General features: G+C 54.5%; 21 protein-coding genes. 9 read left to right on the top strand and 12 right to left on the bottom strand.

Going from position 1 to position 21,119, the window contains the following annotated elements; translation table 11 throughout:
- Positions 1-2: 2 nt before the first annotated feature.
- The 4 genes from AC0L6A_RS09615 to AC0L6A_RS09600 form a co-directional block, all read right to left on the bottom strand.
- Entirely contained in the window at positions 3-878 is an 876-nt protein-coding gene (locus AC0L6A_RS09615; RefSeq protein ID WP_473289587.1) for a choline/ethanolamine kinase family protein, read from the bottom strand.
- The gene (locus AC0L6A_RS09610; RefSeq protein ID WP_473289585.1) at positions 875-2,866 is read right to left on the bottom strand and encodes an ABC transporter permease; all 1,992 of its coding nucleotides are present in this window, start codon (positions 2,864-2,866) and stop codon (positions 875-877) included. Before AC0L6A_RS09610 ends, AC0L6A_RS09615 begins: the two co-directional genes overlap by 4 nt.
- Complete coding sequence (locus tag AC0L6A_RS09605; protein ID WP_473289584.1) at positions 2,866-3,879, bottom strand: quaternary amine ABC transporter ATP-binding protein; 1,014 nt, start codon at positions 3,877-3,879, stop codon at positions 2,866-2,868. Before AC0L6A_RS09605 ends, AC0L6A_RS09610 begins: the two co-directional genes overlap by 1 nt.
- A 115-nt stretch (positions 3,880-3,994) precedes the next feature.
- A complete protein-coding gene (locus AC0L6A_RS09600; RefSeq protein ID WP_473289582.1) occupies positions 3,995-4,927 on the bottom strand; it encodes an ABC transporter substrate-binding protein in 933 nt (310 codons plus the stop codon).
- A gap of 432 nt (positions 4,928-5,359) precedes the next feature.
- Between AC0L6A_RS09600 and AC0L6A_RS09595 the strand changes: the two genes are divergently transcribed.
- Both AC0L6A_RS09595 and AC0L6A_RS09590 read left to right on the top strand, forming a co-directional pair.
- The gene (locus AC0L6A_RS09595) at positions 5,360-5,896 is read left to right on the top strand and encodes an inositol monophosphatase family protein (RefSeq protein ID WP_473289580.1); all 537 of its coding nucleotides are present in this window, start codon (positions 5,360-5,362) and stop codon (positions 5,894-5,896) included.
- Positions 5,893-6,663, top strand: coding sequence for a DeoR/GlpR family DNA-binding transcription regulator (locus AC0L6A_RS09590; RefSeq protein WP_473289578.1), 771 nt, complete (start codon positions 5,893-5,895; stop codon positions 6,661-6,663). Before AC0L6A_RS09595 ends, AC0L6A_RS09590 begins: the two co-directional genes overlap by 4 nt.
- Before the next feature lie 70 nt (positions 6,664-6,733).
- Here AC0L6A_RS09590 and katG read toward each other — a convergent pair whose 3' ends face one another.
- Positions 6,734-8,914 (bottom strand): catalase/peroxidase HPI, encoded by a 2,181-nt coding sequence (gene katG / locus AC0L6A_RS09585; RefSeq protein ID WP_473289577.1) that lies wholly within the window; start codon positions 8,912-8,914, stop codon positions 6,734-6,736.
- Between the two features lie 124 nt (positions 8,915-9,038).
- Between katG and AC0L6A_RS09580 the strand changes: the two genes are divergently transcribed.
- The gene (locus AC0L6A_RS09580) at positions 9,039-9,938 is read left to right on the top strand and encodes a LysR substrate-binding domain-containing protein (RefSeq protein WP_473289575.1); all 900 of its coding nucleotides are present in this window, start codon (positions 9,039-9,041) and stop codon (positions 9,936-9,938) included.
- Here the strand turns inward: AC0L6A_RS09580 and rseP are convergent.
- From rseP to pyrH, 6 genes are all read right to left on the bottom strand, one after another.
- Complete coding sequence (rseP, locus tag AC0L6A_RS09575; RefSeq protein WP_473289574.1) at positions 9,935-11,275, bottom strand: RIP metalloprotease RseP; 1,341 nt, start codon at positions 11,273-11,275, stop codon at positions 9,935-9,937. The two genes, AC0L6A_RS09580 and rseP, sit on opposite strands and share 4 nt — an antisense overlap.
- 46 nt (positions 11,276-11,321) lie before the next feature.
- Positions 11,322-12,509: a 1-deoxy-D-xylulose-5-phosphate reductoisomerase gene (gene dxr / locus AC0L6A_RS09570; RefSeq protein WP_473289572.1), complete on the bottom strand. Its 1,188-nt coding sequence runs from the start codon at positions 12,507-12,509 to the stop codon at positions 11,322-11,324.
- A 9-nt stretch (positions 12,510-12,518) separates the two neighbouring features.
- Positions 12,519-13,328 carry a phosphatidate cytidylyltransferase gene (locus AC0L6A_RS09565; RefSeq protein WP_473289570.1) on the bottom strand — a complete coding sequence of 270 codons (810 nt, stop codon included), beginning with the start codon at positions 13,326-13,328 and terminating at the stop codon, positions 12,519-12,521.
- A gap of 59 nt (positions 13,329-13,387) precedes the next feature.
- Positions 13,388-14,137, bottom strand: coding sequence for an isoprenyl transferase (locus AC0L6A_RS09560; protein WP_473289568.1), 750 nt, complete (start codon positions 14,135-14,137; stop codon positions 13,388-13,390).
- Positions 14,138-14,176: 39 nt separating this feature from the next.
- Entirely contained in the window at positions 14,177-14,740 is a 564-nt protein-coding gene (gene frr / locus AC0L6A_RS09555; RefSeq protein ID WP_473289566.1) for a ribosome recycling factor, read from the bottom strand.
- A 146-nt stretch (positions 14,741-14,886) separates the two neighbouring features.
- Positions 14,887-15,639 carry a UMP kinase gene (gene pyrH, locus AC0L6A_RS09550; protein WP_473289565.1) on the bottom strand — a complete coding sequence of 251 codons (753 nt, stop codon included), beginning with the start codon at positions 15,637-15,639 and terminating at the stop codon, positions 14,887-14,889.
- A 113-nt stretch (positions 15,640-15,752) separates the two neighbouring features.
- Between pyrH and miaA the strand changes: the two genes are divergently transcribed.
- The 4 genes from miaA (at position 15,753) to AC0L6A_RS09530 (ending at position 18,719) form a co-directional block, all read left to right on the top strand.
- Positions 15,753-16,661, top strand: coding sequence for a tRNA (adenosine(37)-N6)-dimethylallyltransferase MiaA (gene miaA / locus AC0L6A_RS09545; RefSeq protein WP_473289563.1), 909 nt, complete (start codon positions 15,753-15,755; stop codon positions 16,659-16,661).
- A 195-nt stretch (positions 16,662-16,856) separates the two neighbouring features.
- Positions 16,857-17,663 carry an AraC family transcriptional regulator gene (locus AC0L6A_RS09540; RefSeq protein WP_473289561.1) on the top strand — a complete coding sequence of 269 codons (807 nt, stop codon included), beginning with the start codon at positions 16,857-16,859 and terminating at the stop codon, positions 17,661-17,663.
- 94 nt (positions 17,664-17,757) lie between these two features.
- A complete protein-coding gene (locus AC0L6A_RS09535; RefSeq protein WP_473289559.1) occupies positions 17,758-18,303 on the top strand; it encodes a VOC family protein in 546 nt (181 codons plus the stop codon).
- Between the two features lie 62 nt (positions 18,304-18,365).
- Entirely contained in the window at positions 18,366-18,719 is a 354-nt protein-coding gene (locus AC0L6A_RS09530) for an antibiotic biosynthesis monooxygenase family protein (RefSeq protein WP_473289557.1), read from the top strand.
- 8 nt (positions 18,720-18,727) lie between these two features.
- On the opposite strand, the gene AC0L6A_RS09525 is transcribed toward AC0L6A_RS09530, so the two are convergent.
- Positions 18,728-19,318, bottom strand: a complete 591-nt coding sequence (locus AC0L6A_RS09525) for a lytic transglycosylase domain-containing protein (protein WP_473289555.1) — start codon at positions 19,316-19,318, stop codon at positions 18,728-18,730.
- 198 nt (positions 19,319-19,516) lie between these two features.
- Between AC0L6A_RS09525 and ssb the strand changes: the two genes are divergently transcribed.
- Both ssb and AC0L6A_RS09515 read left to right on the top strand, forming a co-directional pair.
- Complete coding sequence (gene ssb, locus AC0L6A_RS09520) at positions 19,517-20,011, top strand: single-stranded DNA-binding protein (RefSeq protein WP_473289553.1); 495 nt, start codon at positions 19,517-19,519, stop codon at positions 20,009-20,011.
- Positions 20,012-20,038: 27 nt separating this feature from the next.
- The gene (locus AC0L6A_RS09515) at positions 20,039-21,109 is read left to right on the top strand and encodes a site-2 protease family protein (RefSeq protein ID WP_473289551.1); all 1,071 of its coding nucleotides are present in this window, start codon (positions 20,039-20,041) and stop codon (positions 21,107-21,109) included.
- Positions 21,110-21,119 lie beyond the last annotated feature (10 nt).

Here is a 21,119-nt window from a genome sequence, read left to right as displayed (position 1 = left end):
CCTTATGTGTTTTGAAAGTCTTTGAGGGAAGCGTTAAGACGCTCCATATTTTCAGCGGTGTAGGCGACAAAATCGAAATCCAGTTCCGAATGGATTTCAGAGGTCATGGACCAAAGCGTTTCGCGCATCAGTGACACGCATTTCATCGCTTGATAGGCGCGCCAATGGGTTTGTGCGGGGGCTTCGAAATACTGTTCAAGCATGTCGTGTTCTTGCGCTTCGGAAAATCCGTTGTTCCCAGCAAGACCGGCAAGATCAAACAGCGGTGTGTTGAAGCCGCCGTATTCCCAGTCGATCAGCCAGAGTTTCTTGCCATCATCAAGGATATTGGCCGCAAGCAGATCATTATGCCCAATCACCAAAGTGACGGGCCCAGTTGCCTGTTCAAGCCTGTCCAGATCCTCCATCAGTGCGGGCAGTTTGGCAGAGTTACGAGACCCCTCGGCGTGAAGCCGCGTCACATAAGTCCGGTTCACTTGAAACGGCCAAAATGTCAGGATCGGTCCCGTCAAATGTGGGCTTAAGGCGTGATGAGCATGTTTCAGAAGCTTGATGATACGGGGAACATTGACTGGGTCACGCGCCATTTCTTCCGTGAATGTCTGCGCGTCGATGAAATCGAGAACAAGCGCCCCCGGCTCGTGGTAATGCACAGCCGGTGATATGTCCGCCGCCTCGGCAGCCCGGCTCAAGGCCAGTTCGTTCCACCGCATGACGCCGTGTTCGGGGATGTCATTGCCAAGCCGGACAACATAATCACGCCCCCCATCGGTCACCTTCAGGTTAACATTGGTGATCCCACCGCTTAGCGGTTCAATCTGTTTTGGGTCATCAAAACACGGCAAAGAAGCAGCCCGTGAGATTGCGTGTTCGGTCATAGGCCCAACCTTTGTTTTTGATTGTCTGAAAGGGCATGCACGATGCGGTCTGCGATAATCGCGATGAAGGCCACGCTAAGACCGGCAACAATCCCCTGCCCTGCATTGGCTTTTGTCAGCGCGATATAGACCTCTTGTCCAAGGTCGCGCGTTCCTACCAGTGCCGTGATCACCAACATTGAAAGGGCAAGCATGATGGTCTGGTTCAGCCCCAGCAAAAGCTGCGGCATTGCTAAGGGAAGCTTCACCCGCCAAAGCAATTGTCGCGGTGTGCAGCCCGCCATCTTCCCGGCTTCTAGCAACTGAGAAGGCACCTCGCGGATGCCATGCGCCGCATAGCGTACCGCCGGGGCCAGAGCGTACAGAACGACGGCAATCATCGCGCTGAAATCGCCCACTCTGAACAACATCACAACTGGGATCAGATAGACAAAAGACGGCAGGGTTTGCAGCGTATCCATCAACCCAAGAATGACACGCCCGGCTTTTGGTTTTTGCGCGGCCCAGATTCCCAATGGTGTGCCGATTAGTACGGCGATGAACACGGATACTCCGCACAGGTACAGAGTGACCATGGCTTTGCCCCACAGCCCGCTTGCGGCGATGAAAGCCATCATCAATCCAGCGACAATACCAAGTTTCAAGCCAGCAACGCGCCAAGTAATTAATCCGGTTACAAGTATTCCCCAGAGCCATGGAATGCCGACGAAGAACTTTTTCACGGGCAGCAAAATGCCCTTCAGCAACACCGTTTTGATCGCGTCTAAAGTATCAAAAAAGTTGACGTTGATCCACTCCATCGCGCTGGACCAGAACGTCCCGGTGCTGATCGTCAAGATATCTGGATAGCTTTGAACCGCTGGGATTAGCAGCCCTAGTAGGAAAGTCCCGACAATGATCACAAGCGTTGCGCTGGACCATGGGTGGCGTTGCACAATGGTTCCTTTCCGTGCGTGCATCATACGGCGTTCCGAAAAGGCTTGGCTGGTTCGATCAAGGGCAATGGCCATCACAACAATGGCCAACCCGGCCTCAATCCCGCCGCCAATGTCCAGCCGGCGCAAGCTGGCCAGAACATTGAAGCCCAGTCCGCCCGCTCCAATCATGGATGCGATGATCACCATGTTCAGCGTCAGCATAATCACCTGATTTGCGCCGACCATAAGTGTGGGCATCGCTGAAGGCACAAGCACTTTCCACGTCATTTGCCGCGGAGTGGCCCCCATCATGCGGCCTGCCTCTAACAGTTCTTTTGGAACGCCTTTCAGGGCTACGATGGTGACACGGATCATTGGGGGCATGGCATAGATCACGGTGGCCACAAGTGCGGCCACAGGCCCAAATCCAAACAGGATCAGGATCGGCACAAGGTAGGCAAAGACAGGCACGGTCTGCATTAGATCAAGGATGGGACGTAAGAGCAGCTCTACCCATGCTACGCGATAGGCCAGAATGCCAAGCAAAAGACCTCCGCCCGCGCCAATGGGAACCGCGACCAACACAGAGGCCAGCGTGATCATGGCGCTGTCCCACTGCCCAAACACCGCAAGATACAGGAAACACGCCCCTGCAAGTGCGGCCAATGACCAATCGCGCGCATAATGACCAAGGGCGACGACAATGCCGATCACAGCGATCCAGCTGAGCGAAGGCATGATGTGCACGGCAGTCTCACCCAACCCGGTTTGGAACCCTTCAACCAGAAGGTTTCGCAAGAACTGATACGGAATTTCTATCACCCATGCGATCGCGCGGGTCAGGTCGCGAAACGTGAAGACCCAAAAATTCGCGACATTGACCAACCAGTCCATGACGTCGCTTAATACAACATCAAAGTTCAGTTGATACTTTTTGGGGAACCGAATGATCCATCGGGCGTCGAGCGCTTTGTAGATTTGGAACGAAAACTGTGACAACGCCCAAGTGGCCAGGAATAACCCTGCCCAGAACAGCCTTGATCGCGTGATATGTCGCGCGAGACCGGACATCAGCTGCGCCCCACCAACACGTCGATGACAGCACGCGCAGTGATCTGACCGATCATGTTGCCGTCTTTCATCACTCGGAAGGGTAAATCTGCCTGCTCAACCTCGTCTGCGATAGATTCAATTGTCGCATCATGGGCCACATCGCCCGCAAAGCTGTCGCTGGTCGCAGGCTCCATTTGGCTTTGCGCGCGTACAACTTTTGACCGTGCAACATGACGTGTGAAATCCGCGACATAGTCGGTGGCTGGGTTCTGGACCAGTTCTTCTGGCGTTGCCACCTGTTCAATTATTCCGTCTTTCATAACGGCAATTCGATCGGCCAAACGTATGGCCTCGTCGAAATCATGAGTGATGAAAACAATGGTTTTCTTCAGCATGTTTTGCAGGCGAATGAACTCATCCTGCATCTCGCGACGGATCAACGGATCAAGCGCCGAGAAGGGTTCATCAAGGAACCAAAGGTCTGGCTCAACAATCAGGCTGCGGGCAATGCCAACACGTTGTTGCTGCCCACCAGACAATTCGCGCGGGTAATAGTCCTCGCGACCATTCAAGCCGACAAGTTCGATAACCTTATGGGCGCTCGCTTCACGCTTCACGCGATCGACACCTTGTATTTCAAGCGGGAAAGCAACGTTTTCCAGAACCGTTAGATGGGGCATCAGTGCAAACTGTTGAAACACCATCCCCATCTTCTTGCGCCGGATTTCAATAAGCTCTGCATCGGATGTGCTTAAGAGATCCCGACCGTCAAATTCGATTTCGCCAGACGTTGGTTCAACAAGGCGCGATAAGCACCTGACAAGAGTGGACTTTCCTGATCCAGACAAGCCCATGATCACAAAGATTTCGCCCTGATGTATCTGCACGTTGGCATCACGCACCGCGCCAATCACATTGGCTTTGGCAAGGGTTTCAGCATCGGGGATCTTGCCGTCTTTCAGCAAGGCATCCGCCCCCGCCCCGTAGAGCTTCCAGACATGGCGACAGTCAAGAATGACAGACTTGTTCATATGGTCCTCGGGTGCAGAATTCATGCACGGTCAAAGGCTGACCGAAGCGGCGGTTACTGTCTATCAGATTTCGGGAAATGGGCGCGGCGGACCGCGCCCAATATGGTCAGATGGATTATTTAGCGATCCAGCCCTGCCAAGTCGCTTCGTTCCCTGCCATCCAAGCGGCAACGACGTCATCGACGGATTTACCATTCAGATCCACATCAGCGACCATTGCGCTCATGTCATCATTTGAGATGTTGAAATTCTCAATGGTTTTGGCAGCATTCGGCCACTGCTCAGGCAGTCCAGCCCAAGCGGCTTTCCAGATCGGGCCTGTCGGTTTACCGCAATCATATGCAGCATCTTTGTTCATGCCGACGGAGGGATCGTTGTAGCATTCGACCGAGTATGGAGGAAACTCGATAAAGCTGCCCTCGTATTTCGTAAGTGCCCAATGCGGTGCATAAACCCATAGAACAATGGGATCTTTTCGTTGGTATGCTGCCTCAAGCTCGGCAAAGAGTGCTGCATCGGTGCCTGCATGGACAACTTCGAAGTCCATCCCCAAGGCTTCGATACGTTCTTCATCAAAGCCACCCCAAGTTACGGGGGCCCCAAGATAACGCCCTAAAGGTGCGGTTTCTGCGGTCGAGAATTCCTGCGCGCATTCATTCAGAGCCTTCCAGTCTGGAAGCCCCGGACAGCGCTCCTCCATATAAGCCGGATACCACCATTCCTCGATGGCGATCATTCCGGTTTCCCCCATATTGACGACATTGCCAGACCCAACAGCTTCGTCCAGCGCTTCACGTCCGGTGGTTTCCCAGATTTCCATCGCCAGATGCAAATCGCCGGTTCTAAGCCCTGCGAACTGCGCAATATAGTCCGCTTGCAGGTATTCTACGTTGTTGCCAGCTTTCTTCAGAACCTCGCCCATAAGCGTGGTGGTGATCAGCTGACCGGACCAATCATGCAGCGTCAGTTTAATCGGGTCGCTGGAATCTTTCGCCATCACAGGCGTTGCGGCAAGGAAAGCTGCAGTCAGAACAGACAAGTGTTTCATGTGATAACTCCCATTGGATGCCGACGCTCTGGTTCCGTGCAGTATTAATTTGGCACCGGCTTGATGCCGATAATCAACAACAGTTCTGGCTTAAATCAACAAAAATCGACAAAAAGTGAAAACTAATGTAGATATTAATTGTAACTCACTCGCTCTCAAGACAGTTTTAATGGGCACAATAGGACACGGGATCTAGTATGGATAAGCTGCGTACACGCCTTGATATTGCTCACAAAATCTCAGTTGAGGTGTCGCCCGTGGCGATGAAGATGTTTCGAAAACCGCTGGATGTAACATCAAAATCGGATGACAGCCCTGTTACGATCGCAGATCAGAACACTGAAAAGGCAATCAGGTCGGCGCTAGAGGCGGCTTTCCCAAAAGAATTCTATTCTGGGCGAGGAATTTGGCCAAAGTGGCGATCATTCAGATATGTGGATCGTTGATCCAATTGACGGAACCCGCTCTTTCATCACCGGTCTGCCATTGTTTGGAATACTGATCGGTTACCTTTCTGACGGCGAACCGCAGCTTGGCGTCGTCAACATGCCAGCGTTAGGAGAGGTCTACTCCGGTGCGAAGGGTCATGGCGCGCGTCTAAATGATACGCCGATTTCCGTTTCGTCCTGCAAGCAATTGTCGAAGGCGCGCGTGTTCATAAACGAAGCAGATAAAATGGCACTCGACGCGCCTGATCAGTTTGCACGCATAATCACCGCCGGAGAGCTGCGTAGATTTGGGGCGGATTGCTACCCTCATATGTTGGTGGCGAGTGGGCACGCGGACGCCGTTATTGACTTTGGGCTTCAACCATATGATTACCTGCCGGTTGCTGCTGTGATCGAAGCGGCTGGCGGGGTCATGACGGACTGGCAAGGCCAGCCTTTGTCCCTTACGTCGGACGGGCGCACAGTTACGGCCGCAACACCTGAAATGCATGCTGAATTGCTGGAGCTGGTTCGCCCATGAGCACACCAACCTCAAAATACAGCGAAGAGATACTTCGCCGGGTCGACATGATGGGGACTGTCAGTGTGCAGGAACTGTCGCAAATTATGGGCGTGTCAGACCAGACCATCCGCCGCGTCACGCGACCGCTTGCAGAACGCGGGGCGCTGAATAAAGTACACGGCGCGCTTGTGTCGAATAAATCCGCAATGGACCCCCCTTTCCTGTCGCGGATGAACCTGAACCGCGAGGCGAAGGTGGCCATTGCAAACAAGGTGGCTGAGCTTGTGAAGGATGGGGACAGCCTGACAATCGACACCGGGTCAACGTCAGCGTTCATTGCACAGGTATTGCGGGAACGTCGCGAACTGACCGTGGTGACCAATTCGGCCTTTGTGGCCAGCACATTGGCCATGATCCCCGGAAACAACGTTTCCATGGCGGGAACGCAGCTGCGTGATCACGACGGCGCGTCCTTCGATCGCTCAGCCTTTCAAGTGGTGGAGCGGGCTCAGGTTGATCACTGTGTGCTATCAGCCTCCATGGTACACCCTGACAAAGGGTTTATGGTGCATGAGCAATGCGAGGTCGACATGGCCTTCGCGATGATGAACAGCGCCTCGCGATCCATCATGGCGGTGGATGCGTCGAAATTTCAGCCGCAAACGCGCAAACCGTCTTTACGTCAGCCTGATCTTAAGGTTGGGGATGCTCTGGTCACCAATGAAGCGCCGCCCGAGGCGTTTTCTGAGGTGCTGTCGCATCTCGAAATACACGTCGCAGTCTAACGCAACCCCCACGAAAAAGGGGGCAGTCCCCTGCCCCCCTTAGGTTCACATTAACCGAAGTTCGAACGGCCTAGGCCAGATCAAAGCGATCTGCGTTCATAACCTTGGTCCAGGCCGCGACGAAATCCTCGACCATCTTCTGACCAGCGCCATTCTGAGCATAAACTTCAGCCAACGCGCGCAGTTGAGAATTTGAGCCAAAGGCCAAGTCTACCCGCGTCGCAGTCCATTTCTGTTTGCCCGAGGAACGATCAGTGCCGGCATAAGTGCCATCGCCCTGATCCGACCACTTGGTGCGCATATCCATCAGATTCACGAAGAAATCCGTGCTGAGCTTGCCCACGTTCTCGGTCAAGACACCATGTTTGCTGTCGCCATGGTTGGCACCCAGCACACGCAATCCGCCAACCAATACGGTCATTTCAGGGGCACCCAAACCCAGAAGCTGGGCTTTGTCGATCAACAGCTCTTCGGGTGAGATCGTGAACTCGGTCCGTTGCCAGTTTCGGAAGCCGTCCGCAGCAGGTTCAAGATGGCTGATGCTTTCCACATCCGTCATCTCTTGCGTGGTATCCCCGCGGCCCAATGTGCATGGCACAACGATACTGTGACCAGCATCTGCCGCAGCTTTCTCAACTGCTGCAGACCCTGCAATGACAATCAAGTCAGCCATCGAAACGGGCTTGCCGAAATCACCGCGCAGCTCTTCTAGTTTGGTCAGAACCCGGTCAAGCACCTCTGGTTCATTGACGTCCCAACGGTTCATTGGCTCAAGCCGGATGCGCGCGCCATTTGCGCCGCCCCGCATGTCCGATCCCCTGAACGTGGACGCCGATGCCCAAGCCGTTTTCACCAGATCCGAAATGCTCAGCCCCGTTTTCAGAACGGCAGCTTTCAAGGCGGTCACGTCTGCGTCGCTGAGTTTGGTGTCTGAGGCAGGAATGGGATCTTGCCAGATCATCTCCTCGCTTGGCACATCTGCACCCAGATAGCGTGCCCGAGGGCCCATATCTCGGTGGGTAAGCTTGAACCAAGCGCGTGCAAAAGCATCGGCAAACTGGTCTGGATTTTCGTGGAAACGTTTCGAGATTGGGCCGTAAATCGGGTCCATACGCATCGCCATATCGGCGGTGGTCATCATGGTCGGCACTTTTTTCGACGCGTCATGAGCCTGCGGGGCCTTGTCCTCTTCCGTCACACCGACGGGTTCCCAGATGTAAGCGCCAGCAGGCGATTTGGTTAGGTTCCAGTCGTAGCCAAACAGAAGGTCAAAAAACCCATTGTCCCATTTGATGGGATTAGCGGTCCACGCGCCTTCAATGCCGCTGGTTGTGGTGTCATCGCCATGGCCAGAGCCATGCGCATTGATCCAGCCAAAGCCCATTTCTTCGATTGAGGCGGCTTCGGGTTCGGGGCCTACCAATTCGGGATCGCCCGCGCCATGTGCCTTGCCGAAGGTGTGCCCACCCGCGACCAGCGCCACGGTTTCTTCGTCATTCATGGCCATGCGCGCAAAGGTATCGCGAATATCGCGCCCTGAAGCCAGAATATCGGGTTCTCCGTTCGGGCCTTCAGGGTTCACATAGATAAGACCCATCTGAACGGCCGCCAGCGGATTTTCCAGATCACGTTCACCGGAGTAACGACTGTTGGGGTTGTCGTCGCCGACCAGCCATTCCGTTTCGGCCCCCCAATAGGTGTCTTCTTCCGGCTCCCAAACATCGGCACGCCCACCAGCGAACCCAAAGCTCGGCCCACCCATCGACGTGATGGCCACAGTCCCAGCAAGGATCATCAGATCCGCCCATGAGATGCTGTTTCCGTATTTCTGTTTAATTGGCCAAAGAAGACGGCGCGCTTTGTCCAGGTTTCCGTTGTCGGGCCACGAATTCAGCGGCGCAAAACGTTGTTGACCGGTGCCTGCACCCCCGCGCCCATCGGCTGTGCGATACGTCCCGGCACTGTGCCACGCCATACGGATGAAAAACCCGCCATAGTGACCATAGTCCGCCGGCCACCAATCCTGACTGTCCGTCATCAACGCTGTCAGGTCTGCTTTGAGCGCCTCAAGATCAAGCGACTTGAAGGCCTCGGCGTAATCAAAACCTTCGCCCATCGGATCTGACTTGGCAGTGTTCTGATGGAGCATCCTTAGGTTCAGCTGGTTGGGCCACCAATCCTTGTTGGACCGCATCCCGACATTTGTCGCACCATGTGCTACCGGGCATTTTCCCACGCTGTTTCCGTCCATCTTAAGTCTCCCATGTTTGGTAAATCTGCAGGCAACGGAGGTTGCCGTATTTATGGCCTCACGATAGCCAATTTAAACGATAAGAGGAAATTGCACCTTTTAATCCATGTGATAGGATTACCTTATGAGTAATATCACCCTGCGCCAGCTTCGTTATTTCGACGCACTTGCCGAACACGGCCATTTTGGCCGCGCGGCAGACGCGTGTTCTGTGTCGCAGCCCGCCCTGTCTGTTCAGATCAAGGAACTTGAGGACGCATTGGGCTGTGTCTTGTGCGAACGGATGCACAGACAGGTGCGTTTGACCACGCTTGGCCGCGAATTTTTGCGTCGAACGAAAGACATACTGCGCTCCGTTGATGAATTGGAGGACGTGTCACGGGCCGCACGCGATCATTGGGTAGGTGAGCTGCGGATCGGTGTGATCCCGACCATCGCCCCCTATCTGTTGCCGCGCATCGTACAGGAGCTATCTGCCAGTTTTCAGGGTGCTGAAATTCACATGCGTGAAACGATGACGTCAAATCTGATCCGCGAACTTGTGGAAGGACGGATTGATACGGCAATTCTAGCGCTTCCCATATCAGACCCAGCCTTGACCGAGGTCGCTTTGTTTGACGAAGAATTTGTGTTGGTGCGTCCAGAGGCGGACAAAGACAAGCCTGTTCCAAATCGTGATGGGCTTCGCGAAATGCGATTGCTTTTGCTGGAAGAGGGTCATTGCTTTCGCGATCAGGCCCTGTCGTTTTGCGATATGCAAACCAACAATCCACGCGAAATGCTAGATGGCAGCGCCCTGTCGACCCTGGTCCAGATGGTTGGCGCTGGGATGGGTGTCACACTCATTCCAGACATGGCCGTTGGGGTGGAAACACGTTCTGCGCCCGTGGCTGTATCACGTTTCGAAGCCCCCAAACCCAGCCGCACCATCGGAATGGTCTGGCGTGCAAGCTCACCTTTGGCGCAGCAGTTTCATTTGATGGCTGACTGCGTCAAACGTGCTTCGACGGCAGATAGTAACTAGGGGCAGAACAGGTCGTTTGTCAGTCCAAACACCATCAATGTCAGAACCAACGCCAGACCAATTGCCAAAAGAATATTCAGGGCCTTGTCCGACGGTGGACGTCCGGTGACAGCCTCCCACGCGTGGAACACCAGATGGCCACCATCCAGAATTGGGATCGGAAACAGGTTCAACATGCCAATGGCCGTCGACAACAGCGCGATGAAGGACACAAAGGTTACGGCCCCCTGAGACGCGGCTTGTCCGGAAACTTGCGCAATTCCAATTGGACCTGAAAGGTTACAGCTGGAAATAGCGCCGGTGATCATATGCCAAAGGCCGGATAGGCTGCTTTGAATGATATAGACCACCCGGTCGGCACCTGATTTCAAGCTTTCCCAGACACCCGCCGGACGTGTGGCCGGTTCAAACACAAGACCTGACGTGATGCCGATCAACCAGCGCGTTTCGAACCCGCCATCAGCCGTGGGAATGTCTTGTCTGCGCGGAGTCAGGATCACATCGAGCGGTGCCCCTTCACGCAGAATGCCCAGAGACAATTCTTCACCATCCCCATTCACGACGATTTCGCGTAAGGAATTGAAGGTCGGAACGATCGTGCCGTTTACAGATTGAATGAAATCACCCTCTTGCAACCCGGCAGCCATTGCGGCGGATTGAGGGCTGACGGATCCGACCAGCGCTGGATATGGGTGCGTTGCTGATACCGTCAGGTCTTGCCCATCACGCTTTACGCGATAGTCGACCAATTCTGTTTCCGGCAGTTTTTCGATCACGTCGTAGAATTCAACCAACGGCGGCGTTTCAAAGCCTGCAATGGAAAGAATTTCGTCGCCTGCACGCAGCCCCTGCTCCATCCCGGGAACGTCCCGTACGGACTTAACAGCCAAGGAATCCCGCGCGACACCTGTCGACATTAATAGGCCAGCAAAGATGAGGATCGACAGGATGAAGTTGAAGATAGGACCGGCGGCCACAGTCGCCGCACGGGCCCAAAGTGGTGCGCCGTGCATTGTGTGGCGGCGATCTTCGTCGGACAATTCGGCCATGACAGCCTCGTCCGCCCCACCGGACGCAGCATTTGCATCGCCACGGAACTTTACATAGCCACCAATTGGAAAGGCAGCGACCTGCCATTGGGTGCCATGCCTATCTGTGCGTGCAAAAAGTACCGGGCCCATCCCAATTGAAAACACATCTGCTTTGATGCCGCTCCAACGCCCAACGATGTAATGGCCGTATTCATGGACGGCCACAATCACTGTCAAAGCGACAACAAAGGCAAGGATCGTAAAGGCAAGATTGCCGAAATCCGGCAGAAAACTGATCAGATCCATGTGTCAGGGGTGTCCTTTGGTTTGATACGCGTTGTGGCGCGTCTGTTCAGTTTTTTGCTGCGATCAGCTCGCGGGCAACGTTTCGTCCCATTTGGTCAGCGGCCAACACATTATCAAGGGTCATTGCCGTGTGGATTAGACTGCTATCCCCGTCAAGCCGTGTCAGAGCGTCTTCGACAAGCCCGGCCATCTCCATGAAGCCAAGCTGACCCGCGATAAAGCCATCAAGGGCGATTTCTTTCGCCGCGTTGAAGATCGCGCCGGTCAGCCCGCCTGCGGCCATCACTTCACGGGCAAGTCTCAATGCGGGATAACGCGTTTCATCAGGTGCACGAAACTCTAACGTCGCCACTTTCGCCAGGTCCAAACGTTCAACAGGCAGATCACGCCGTACCGGCCAGTGCAGCGCATAGCCAATGGCGTGACGCATGTCAGGCGCCCCCAAATGCGCCATAAGCGCGCCGTCGTTAAACCCAACCAAAGCATGTACAAGGCTTTGCGGGTGCACCAGAACTTCGATCTGATCTGGATTGATTTGGAAAAACTCTTTGGTTTCTATAACTTCCAGTGCCTTGTTGAACATCGATGCGCTGTCGATGGTGATCCTTTGACCCATATCCCAATTGGGATGTGAACTTGCCTGCGCCAAAGTGGCGGTGGCGAGTTTCTCAATCGGCCAGTCACGGAATGCGCCGCCAGAGGCCGTGATGATCACGCGCTCAACCGCCTCTATATCTTCGCCGACAAGCCCCTGAAACACCGCTGAATGTTCGCTGTCGACGGGAAGAATTCGGGCATGGTGCGCTTTGGCAGTTGCCATGATCAAAGGACCGGCCGTCACCAAGCTTTCTTTGTTGGCAAGCGCCAACGTGGCGCGCGCTTCAAGTGCGCGTAGTCCCGGCAAAAGACCTGCGGCCCCAACGATCGAAGACATGACCCAGTCACATGGCCGCGTTGCAGCTTCTTCCATCGCCGCAGGTCCCGCGGCGGCTTCAACGCCACTGCCCGCAAGTGCCTGTTGAAGTTCAGAGAGCTTATCGTCGTGCGCGGTAATCGCGATGTCCGCATTTAGTTCAACGGCGTCTTTCGCAAGCTGTGCGATATTTTGTCCGCCAGTCAGTGCAACAACATCGTAAGCCATAGCATCGCGCCGGATCAGATCGATGGTTGATTGCCCTATGGACCCTGTAGCACCAAATATCGAAATGCGGCGTTTGCCTGTATCGTTGCTCATCCCCTGCCCTCAGCCCGCGAGGATCAAGGTGCCGGCGCCCGCCAGAAGCACCAATGCCCCCGCAGCGCCAATCATGGCGTCAAACCGGTCCAGAACACCGCCATGGCCGGGAATTAGGTTGGAGCTGTCTTTGACACCCACCATGCGCTTGATGGCGCTTTGAACGATATCGCCCATTTGCCCAGCAAACGCGATCAAAGGCACAAGGCAGGCTTCTAGCGGCGTAAAGACCCCTTGCGACATGCCGATAAGGCCAAGGATCAAGGCCCCGATCCAGCCCGCGATGGTTCCAGACCACGTTTTCTTTGGGCTTACACGCGGCCAGAATTTTTTGCCACCGATCAGTCGTCCTGCGAAATAGCCCGCAACGTCCGAGATAATGATGATCAGAATAAACCAAATCAAGGCAGGTCCGGGGCCCATGGCCAAAAAGCCAAGCCCGGCCAGCATGATCAGCAACCCATACGCAAAGCACAGAAACCGATGGTTGGTCAGTAGGATCGCACCAACAAGCGGCGCTATGAACAATGCGGCAATCTTGGGTGAAAACACGATACCTGGCGCAGCTTCTACCCCGAGGCTCGAGATCAACAAGCTAAGCGACGCGGCAATGCCCAATGCGATGGGCAATGCGCTTGGTTCGGGCTGAAGCAGGCGAATGAACTCCCACATACACAGGCCGATCACGACAATGATCATTGCCTGATAGACGATCCCGCCGGACCAGATTGCGAATACTGCGATACCAGCCATCGCCACCGCGGACAAAACACGCGGGGCAAGATCGGACCATTTTGAAGTGGAACTGTCTGAACTCATTTGGGGGTTATCGCATTGCTCTGCTTTGGCCTCAAGTCAAAGTAAGGCCTCAGGGCGGACTATTCAGCCGCTGACTTGACTGAGCCGAAACGACGATCCCGGCCAGAAAAGCGATCCACAACTTCCTGAAACACCTCTGGCGAGAAATCGGGCCACAGAGTCTCGATGAACTCGTATTCCGCATAAGCAGATTGCCAGAGCAGGAAATTGGAGATGCGAGTTTCGCCAGATGTACGGATGACAAGATCAGGATCCGGTAAAACGCTTGTATCTAAATAGCTTGCGATGGTTTCTTCATCAACGCTTTCTGGTTTCAGCGCGCCATCTGCGATGTCTTGCGCCATACGTCTAGAGGCGCGGGCAAGTTCGTCCCTGCCGCCATAGTTCAAAGCAATGGTCATGATGACATGATCATTGTGGCTGGTCATTTCTTCCAGCTCGTTCATCAAAGAGACCAGTTTTTTACCCAATCGGGTGCGGTCCCCGATGAACCGAACACGCACTCCTTCTTCGACAAGGGCGCGGGCTTCTTTTTTGATGTAACGACGAAACAGAGTCATCAGGCCAGTGACTTCGGCCTCGGAACGTTTCCAGTTTTCAGTCGAGAAGGCAAAGATGGTGATGTATTTCACACCAAGATCTGGGCAACTGCGCACGATTTCACGTACACGTTTGGCGCCGGCACGATGGCCAAACAAACGCGGTTTTCCACGCTGCTGCGCCCAACGACCATTGCCATCCATGATGATGGCAACATGTCTTGGCGATTTAAGCACTTGCGCTTCCTTATCGACAATTGCCTTGTTCATCACCTAATCCAATACCTGTAACACACTGACAACGCAGGGTTAAACCTGCATGATCTCTTCTTGTTTTGTTTCCAAAGATTTATCGACATGGGTCACAAATTTGTCTGTCAGTTCTTGCACTTCGTCTGACCACATCTTTGCATCATCTTCCGACATGCCGTCCTTGGCTTTTTTAATCTGCTGCATGCCATCCTGGCGTACATTGCGTACGGACACGCGGGCGTGTTCGGCATACTGAGCAGCCACGCGAGTCAACTCGCGGCGACGCTCTTCATTCAATTCCGGGATCGGCAGCATGATAATTGTTCCGTTCAGCTGCGGGTTAATACCCAGACCGCTTTCACGGATGGCTTTTTCCACAGCCTGAACCATGCTTTTGTCCCAAACATTCACCGTAACCATGCGGGGCTCCGGTACATTGACCGTACCAACCTGGTTCAGCGGTGTTCGCTGTCCATATGCTTCAACAGTGATCGGATCCAGCATCGAGGCCGACGCGCGCCCTGTGCGCAAGGATGCGAATTCTGTTCTTAGTGCGCCAATCGCGCCTTCCATCCGGCGTTCCAGATCATCGATATCCAGTTCAAACTCTTCGTCAGCCATCCCTAGGTCACCCCTTCGTCTTTCAAGCTCTTATGAACGAGCGTGTTTCGCCCGGTATAACGCCACCGCCCCCTGATTGTATAGGTCAGGCTCTGCAGACCGTGGCAAAGAAGTATTTCTGGGCGAAAATCCGCCCCGCGCAGCCGTTATCCGCTAACGCGTGTGTATGTCCCCTGCCCAGCCAGAATGCCACGGAACCCGCCCGGCTCATCCAATGAGAACACGATGATCGGCAGGTTGTTGTCGCGTGCAAGTGCGATGGCAGATGCGTCCATGACGCCCAAGCGTTTGGCCAGCACATCGTCATAAGACACGTTGTCATAGCGTACTGCGTCGTCGTTCGTGACTGGGTCCTTGTCGTAGACCCCGTCCACCTTCGTGCCTTTAAAGATCGCTTCGCAGGCCATTTCATTGGCACGCAGGGTCGCGGCTGTATCCGTCGTGAAATACGGGTTGCCGGTTCCGGCGGCGAAAATGCAAACACGCTTTTTCTCAAGGTGACGCACAGCGCGGCGACGGATGTAAGGCTCACAGACCTGGTCCATTGGAATGGCAGAAATGACGCGGGTGTAGACACCAAGACCTTCCAGCGCGGATTGCATGGCCAGCGCGTTCATCACTGTGGCGAGCATCCCCATATAGTCTGCCGTGGTCCGCTCCATCCCCTGCGCCGAGCCCTGAAGCCCGCGGAAAATGTTGCCGCCGCCGATGACCATGCAGATCTCGACCCCCATATCGTGGACCGTTTTCACTTCGCGCGCGATGCGTTCGACGGTGGGTGGGTTCAGGCCAAATCCCTGATCCCCCATCAAGGCCTCGCCTGAGATTTTCAACATGACACGTTTATAGGTCGGCTGCGGGGTGTCACCCTCTGCCGTCGTCTGGGCCTGATCAGTCATCTGTTGCCACTCTCTGATTGTCGTGATTGTGTTGCGCGGTAATTTGACCGATTAGGGCGGAATGTTCAATGAGCGATCCACCCATCGCTCATAAAAAATGAGGACGGGTTTACGTGTCGCAAACTCAACGATCGCTTGAACAGCTGGCAAGTCAGGTCGGATCGGATCAGCCAGTTCTAATTGCTGGTGCAACCGCATCTGGAAAGTCCACACTGGCCTTAGCCATTGCCGAGCAATCGGGCGGAGTGATCGTGAACGCGGACGCCCTCCAAGTGTTTGAAAATTGGCGCATCGTGACAGCCCGCCCGTCAGTGGAAGAAGAAGCGCGCGCGCCTCACCTTCTTTACGGGCATATTCCGGGCGATCAGGAATACTCGGTTGGGCACTGGTTGCGCGAGGTTGCACCTCTGCTGTCCGGCCCACAACGTCCTATTATCGTTGGCGGAACCGGCCTGAACCTAAGCGCCCTGACCGAGGGGCTGGCTGATATTCCAATGACACCCCCAGCAATTCGTCGTGACGGTGAAGCGCGTCTGGCCGAAGGCGGTCTTTCGGCGTTATTGGCAGATTTGGACCCGGACACACTGGCGCGCATTGATATCCGAAACCCTGCCCGCGTCGCCCGCGCGTGGGAGGTTCAGCACACAACCGGGCGCGGCCTTGCCAGTTGGCAAGATGATACGCCGCCGCCTCTTTTGCCGCTGTCTGATGCGTTTGCAATTCATCTGGACGCAGATCGCGATTGGTTGCGCGATCGGATCGCGCGACGCTTTGACATCATGTTGGAAAACGGTGCGTTGGACGAAGCCCAACGGAACCTGAGCACCTGGGATCCCAAGGCTCCATCATCAAAAGCCATTGGAGCGCCTGAACTGATTGCCCATTTGAAAGGCGAAATCACATTAGACGAGGCACGCAGCGCCGCGATCATCGCAAGCCAACAATATGCCAAACGACAGCGCACTTGGTTTCGTAAGCGCATGAAGGATTGGAACGTGATTCCCTTGGGATCAGATCACTGAACATATAAAGCGAATTTCACTTTTTCGATGTCCGCTCTCGAATCACTTTATGCACTTATCCACAGGTAGCGTCGTAATCCTGTGGATCATCCTGTGGATAACGTGTAACGTGCCAAAAAAATTGAGACAGGTCGAACAGAGTAAGATAGCGATTGGGCAGTAAGTTTTATTACTGGCTGCTGCGATTGTATTGTTATGACTGACTCAAATCTTCCCAATTCACCGTTCCGGGTGCTCCCAATTGCTCGATTAGGGGCTGGCGGACGCTGGCGCACTGAAGCCATGCGATCTTACGGCGCGCCTGTGCTTTTGTGGTTCACACGTGGACAAGGTCGGATCACGGTGAACGGAGTGACCTCTGGCTATGGTCCCCACAATTGCATTTTTCTGCCCGCCGGCGCGATGCATGGGTTTGAGATGAGTTCCCAGGTCTCGGGTACGATCATCGTGTTCCCGAAAGGCAGTGAAGAACAACTTGGCTTGCCTCAGGATACTGTTCATTTACGCCTGCGCGATGCTGATCGACAGATAGACCTCAACAAGCTTGTTGATGATCTTCAACGTGAGATGGGAAAAGGATCTTCACGGGCGTCGCGTGCGATGATGTGCCATGCGGGTCTCATTTCCGTCTGGTTGGATCGTCAAATCGAACAGATCGACGAGGAAGACCGAGAGATCAAGTCAGGTCAACGACTGGTCAACGCCTTCACGGCCCTTGTCGAACAAGATTTCCACAGCGCAAAAACCGTTCGTGACTATGCCGCGGACCTTGGGATCACGCCGACGCATCTAAGCCGCGTTTGCAACAATGCCTGCGGACGTCCCGCTTCGGCGATCTTGCAAGATCGTGTCACATACGAAGCGCGTCGTCTTCTGACCGAAACCCGCGTTCCTATTAAAGACATTGCGGCGTCGCTTGGTTTTGCCTCTGCTGCCTATTTCACGCGGGCCTTCCAGAAACAAACCGGTCAGACACCTTCAACCTTCCGAAAACACGGGTAAAACAGGGCGCCCTACCCGGCTCAGACTTCCTTTCGCTATATTCGTTGCAAATGAAACGAATATAGCCTATATCCCTTCTCAAAAGGAGGACGCCATGAAAATTGAACAGATTCACCACGTCGCGTATCGTTGCAAAGATGCCAAGGAAACCGTCGAATGGTACGGCAAGATGCTGAATATGGATTTCATCCTAGCCATCGCGGAAAACCATGTTCCATCCACCCACGAGCCTGATCCCTACATGCACGTGTTCTTGGATGCGGGAAACGCAAATGTTTTGGCGTTCTTCGAGCTTCCAACCAAGCCAGAAATGGGTCGCGACCCGAACACTCCTATCTGGGTTCAGCACATCGCATTCAAAGTGAAAGATCGCGCTGAACTTATTGAATTCAAAGACCATCTAGAAGCTGAAGGTGTTGAGGTTCTTGGCGTGACCGATCACTCGATCTTCCATTCGATCTATTTCTTTGATCCGAATGGTCACCGTGTCGAACTGGCTTGCCCAGATCCCGAAGAAGACGCCATGCTTAAGCGCATGGACGAAGTTAAGTGGGACATGCTGAACGAATGGTCTGAAACCAAGCGCGCACCGAAACATGCGGATTGGCTTCATAAGAAAGAGCTTTCGAGCGTTGAATGACACTGGCTGACGCCGGCACAAATTTGATCTAAACATGGGCGTATCTGCAAAAGGATGCGCCCATGTCATTTGATACTGACCGTTTCGCCCCTCTTCCCGAACCGCCCTATTATGCGGTGATTTTCACCAACCAATTGTCCCCTTCGCCGCAGGGCTATGAGCAGATGTCCGATAAGATATTTGAGCTGGCCCAAAAACAGGACGGGTATTTGGGCGCGGAAAGCACGCGCGACGCGTTTGGCGTCGGGATCACGGTATCTTACTGGAAAGATGAAGCGTCCATTGCGGCATGGAAGGCTGATACGGATCACCTTATGGCGCAGAAAATAGGGCAAACGCGCTTCTATGCACATTATCACCTGCGTGTGGCGAAGGTCGAACGGTCCTATTCAGGACCAGAAGGTCGCGCTCTTTAAAGGTAGGACTAACTGCCCAAAATGGCCTTCACGTAGCCGCGCGTCTCCTTGTAAGGCGGAACACCATTGTATTTGGCGACGGCCTCGGGCCCCGCATTATATGCGGCAAGTGCCAAGCGCCATGACTGGAACCGATTATACTGCTGTCGCAGATACCGCGCGCCACCTTCCAGGTTTTGCGACGGGTTCCAAGGATCGACGCCCAGTTTGCGCGCTGTAAATGGCATCAGCTGTGCAAGACCAATGGCCCCTGCATGGCTTTTCGCCTTCGGATTCCATCCGCTTTCTTGCTGTACCAACCGCAAGAACAGATCCTCGGGAATACCGTGCTGTCGCGCCACGGCCTTTGCGATCGGCAGATACTGGCCTTTGTAATTTCCAGAATAGTTGGGAATGCCGTAGCTTGCTGGCGTAGACGGAGGCTTGGGGGTCAAACGGGTCGAGCTTGAGTACTGCTGCGCAGCGCGCGTGTCCAAAACCGTCGTCTGCGAATTAAACGCACTTCTTCCACCCGAACTGCCAAACAGGCTTTCGGCTTGCGCCATGTTCTGCGTTGCTTCGAAGCCAAGGCTGACAGCAACATTCAGCCCGACAATCATAAATACTCTTTGGCGCAACATCCCGCCCCCACATTGAATACCTGCGTAATATAGTGTGAACGGTTGGCTCTGGGAAGTGCGGATGGAAGAATAGCGCATAACTACGCGCATTCCGCGGGCAAGCTTGTATAAATCACGTTCCCCTCGTCCATATATGGTGTAACCATATGGCCCAATTTAGAATCGAAAGGACGCAGGATGGCAGGTTCGCTTAACAAGGTCATGCTTATTGGAAATCTGGGTGCAGATCCCGAAGTACGGACCTTCCAGAACGGTGGAAAAGTGTGCAACCTGCGCATTGCAACGTCGGAAACTTGGAAAGATCGCAATACGGGCGAACGCCGCGAAAAGACTGAATGGCACACTGTGTCAGTCTTCTCGGAAGGCCTTGTTCGTGTTTGCGAGCAGTTTCTTCGCAAGGAATCTAAGGTTTTCGTCGAAGGCCAACTTCAGACCCGCAAATGGCAAGACCAAACCGGCAATGATCGCTATTCGACCGAAGTTGTCCTGCAAGGCTTTAACGGCACTTTGACCATGCTTGACGGACGCAGCGGCGGCCAAGGCGGTGGTGGCCAAGGTGGCGGTGGCTATGGTGGTCAAAGCGGCGGTGGCAACCAAGGTGGCTATGGCGGCGACAGCGGCCCTGCTCCTGCTGGCGGCGGCGGTGGTTTCGACGACGAAATCCCGTTCTAAGGAACACGTAATTTAAGGAGGCGCGCGATGTCATGGTCATTTCCAATCGGGCGCCTCTTCGGCTCGCAGTTGCGCGTCCATGTAACGTTCTTTCTTCTGCTGGCCTTCATTGGCGCTTCAACCTGGTCTGAAAAGGGCCCTGAAGCAGCACTTTGGACCGTAATTTTCATCCTTCTTCTATTTGCTTGCGTTGTAGCGCATGAGTTCGGCCATGCCCTAATGGCGCGTCGTTTCGGTATTCGCACGCCCGATGTGACACTTCTTCCTATCGGAGGTCTGGCACGCTTAGAGCGTATGCCCGAAAAGCCGGAACAAGAAATCTTAGTGGCATTGGCCGGCCCAGCGGTGAATATCGTCATTTGGGCCGTTCTGACGTTGTTCCTAGGTGCGCCGACCGAGACCGATCAGTTGACCGGAATGGCCATTACGCCTTCCACCCTGCCCGCGCAGTTGGCCACGCTGAACCTCGTCTTGGCCGTGTTCAACATGATCCCGGCCTTTCCCATGGATGGCGGTCGCGTGCTGCGCGCAGTCCTGACGTTGTTTACCGACCGGGTCAAAGCCACGCGTATTGCAGCCAGTGCGGGTCAGTTCGTGGCCTTTTTGATGGCGTTGACCGGGCTTATGTCGGGAAACCTGATGCTGGTGCTGATCGCTGGTTTCATCTTCATTGCGGCGGGCGGAGAAAGCGCCGATGTCGCCATGCGGGACGTTGCGCGCAAGCTGATGGCGCGCGATGCAATGATCACAGAGTATGAAAGCCTGCGTCCTGAAGATCCGATTGGTCTTGCGGCCTCAACTCTGATCCGGACCACACAGCACGAGTTTCCAGTGTTGGACGCCGATGGTCATCTGGCCGGATTCCTGACCTGCGAGGTGCTGTTTCACACAATGGCCGAAGGAACATCAGACAGTCGCGTTGGAAGTGTGATGCAAACCGTTCCAACCGCCGCATTAACGGATGGGCTTGAGACGATCCTTGAACGCTTAAGCTCTAACCCAGCGATCGCGGTAGTGGACAGCGACGGGTATTTCCTAGGCTACATCACGCGTGAGAATGTCGGTGAACTGATGGTGATCGCCAACGCGCGCCGTTGACAGGTCGAAA

This window comes from Aliiroseovarius sp. D2-2, assembly GCF_055809455.1.
Note: the sequence above shows the minus strand (reverse complement) of the source record. Positions and strands in the feature narration are given on the sequence as shown.

Excerpts from the sequence above, each read along its gene's own strand:
- pyrH (WP_473289565.1), bottom strand. The coding sequence starts at position 15,639 with ATGACTGATCAGGCCCAGACGACGGCAGAGGGTGACACCCCGCAGCCG.
- ssb (WP_473289553.1), top strand. The coding sequence starts at position 19,517 with ATGGCAGGTTCGCTTAACAAGGTCATGCTTATTGGAAATCTGGGTGCA.
- AC0L6A_RS09615 (WP_473289587.1), bottom strand. The coding sequence starts at position 878 with ATGACCGAACACGCAATCTCACGGGCTGCTTCTTTGCCGTGTTTTGAT.
- frr (WP_473289566.1), bottom strand. The coding sequence starts at position 14,740 with ATGGCTGACGAAGAGTTTGAACTGGATATCGATGATCTGGAACGCCGG.
- AC0L6A_RS09605 (WP_473289584.1), bottom strand. The coding sequence starts at position 3,879 with ATGAACAAGTCTGTCATTCTTGACTGTCGCCATGTCTGGAAGCTCTAC.
- AC0L6A_RS09535 (WP_473289559.1), top strand. The coding sequence starts at position 17,758 with ATGAAAATTGAACAGATTCACCACGTCGCGTATCGTTGCAAAGATGCC.
- dxr (WP_473289572.1), bottom strand. The coding sequence starts at position 12,509 with ATGAGCAACGATACAGGCAAACGCCGCATTTCGATATTTGGTGCTACA.
- AC0L6A_RS09590 (WP_473289578.1), top strand. The coding sequence starts at position 5,893 with ATGAGCACACCAACCTCAAAATACAGCGAAGAGATACTTCGCCGGGTC.
- katG (WP_473289577.1), bottom strand. The coding sequence starts at position 8,914 with ATGGACGGAAACAGCGTGGGAAAATGCCCGGTAGCACATGGTGCGACA.
- AC0L6A_RS09515 (WP_473289551.1), top strand. The coding sequence starts at position 20,039 with ATGTCATGGTCATTTCCAATCGGGCGCCTCTTCGGCTCGCAGTTGCGC.
- AC0L6A_RS09580 (WP_473289575.1), top strand. The coding sequence starts at position 9,039 with ATGAGTAATATCACCCTGCGCCAGCTTCGTTATTTCGACGCACTTGCC.
- AC0L6A_RS09525 (WP_473289555.1), bottom strand. The coding sequence starts at position 19,318 with ATGATTGTCGGGCTGAATGTTGCTGTCAGCCTTGGCTTCGAAGCAACG.
- AC0L6A_RS09560 (WP_473289568.1), bottom strand. The coding sequence starts at position 14,137 with ATGAACAAGGCAATTGTCGATAAGGAAGCGCAAGTGCTTAAATCGCCA.
- AC0L6A_RS09530 (WP_473289557.1), top strand. The coding sequence starts at position 18,366 with ATGTCATTTGATACTGACCGTTTCGCCCCTCTTCCCGAACCGCCCTAT.
- AC0L6A_RS09595 (WP_473289580.1), top strand. The coding sequence starts at position 5,360 with ATGTGGATCGTTGATCCAATTGACGGAACCCGCTCTTTCATCACCGGT.
- AC0L6A_RS09565 (WP_473289570.1), bottom strand. The coding sequence starts at position 13,328 with ATGAGTTCAGACAGTTCCACTTCAAAATGGTCCGATCTTGCCCCGCGT.
- AC0L6A_RS09540 (WP_473289561.1), top strand. The coding sequence starts at position 16,857 with ATGACTGACTCAAATCTTCCCAATTCACCGTTCCGGGTGCTCCCAATT.
- AC0L6A_RS09610 (WP_473289585.1), bottom strand. The coding sequence starts at position 2,866 with ATGTCCGGTCTCGCGCGACATATCACGCGATCAAGGCTGTTCTGGGCA.
- rseP (WP_473289574.1), bottom strand. The coding sequence starts at position 11,275 with ATGGATCTGATCAGTTTTCTGCCGGATTTCGGCAATCTTGCCTTTACG.
- AC0L6A_RS09600 (WP_473289582.1), bottom strand. The coding sequence starts at position 4,927 with ATGAAACACTTGTCTGTTCTGACTGCAGCTTTCCTTGCCGCAACGCCT.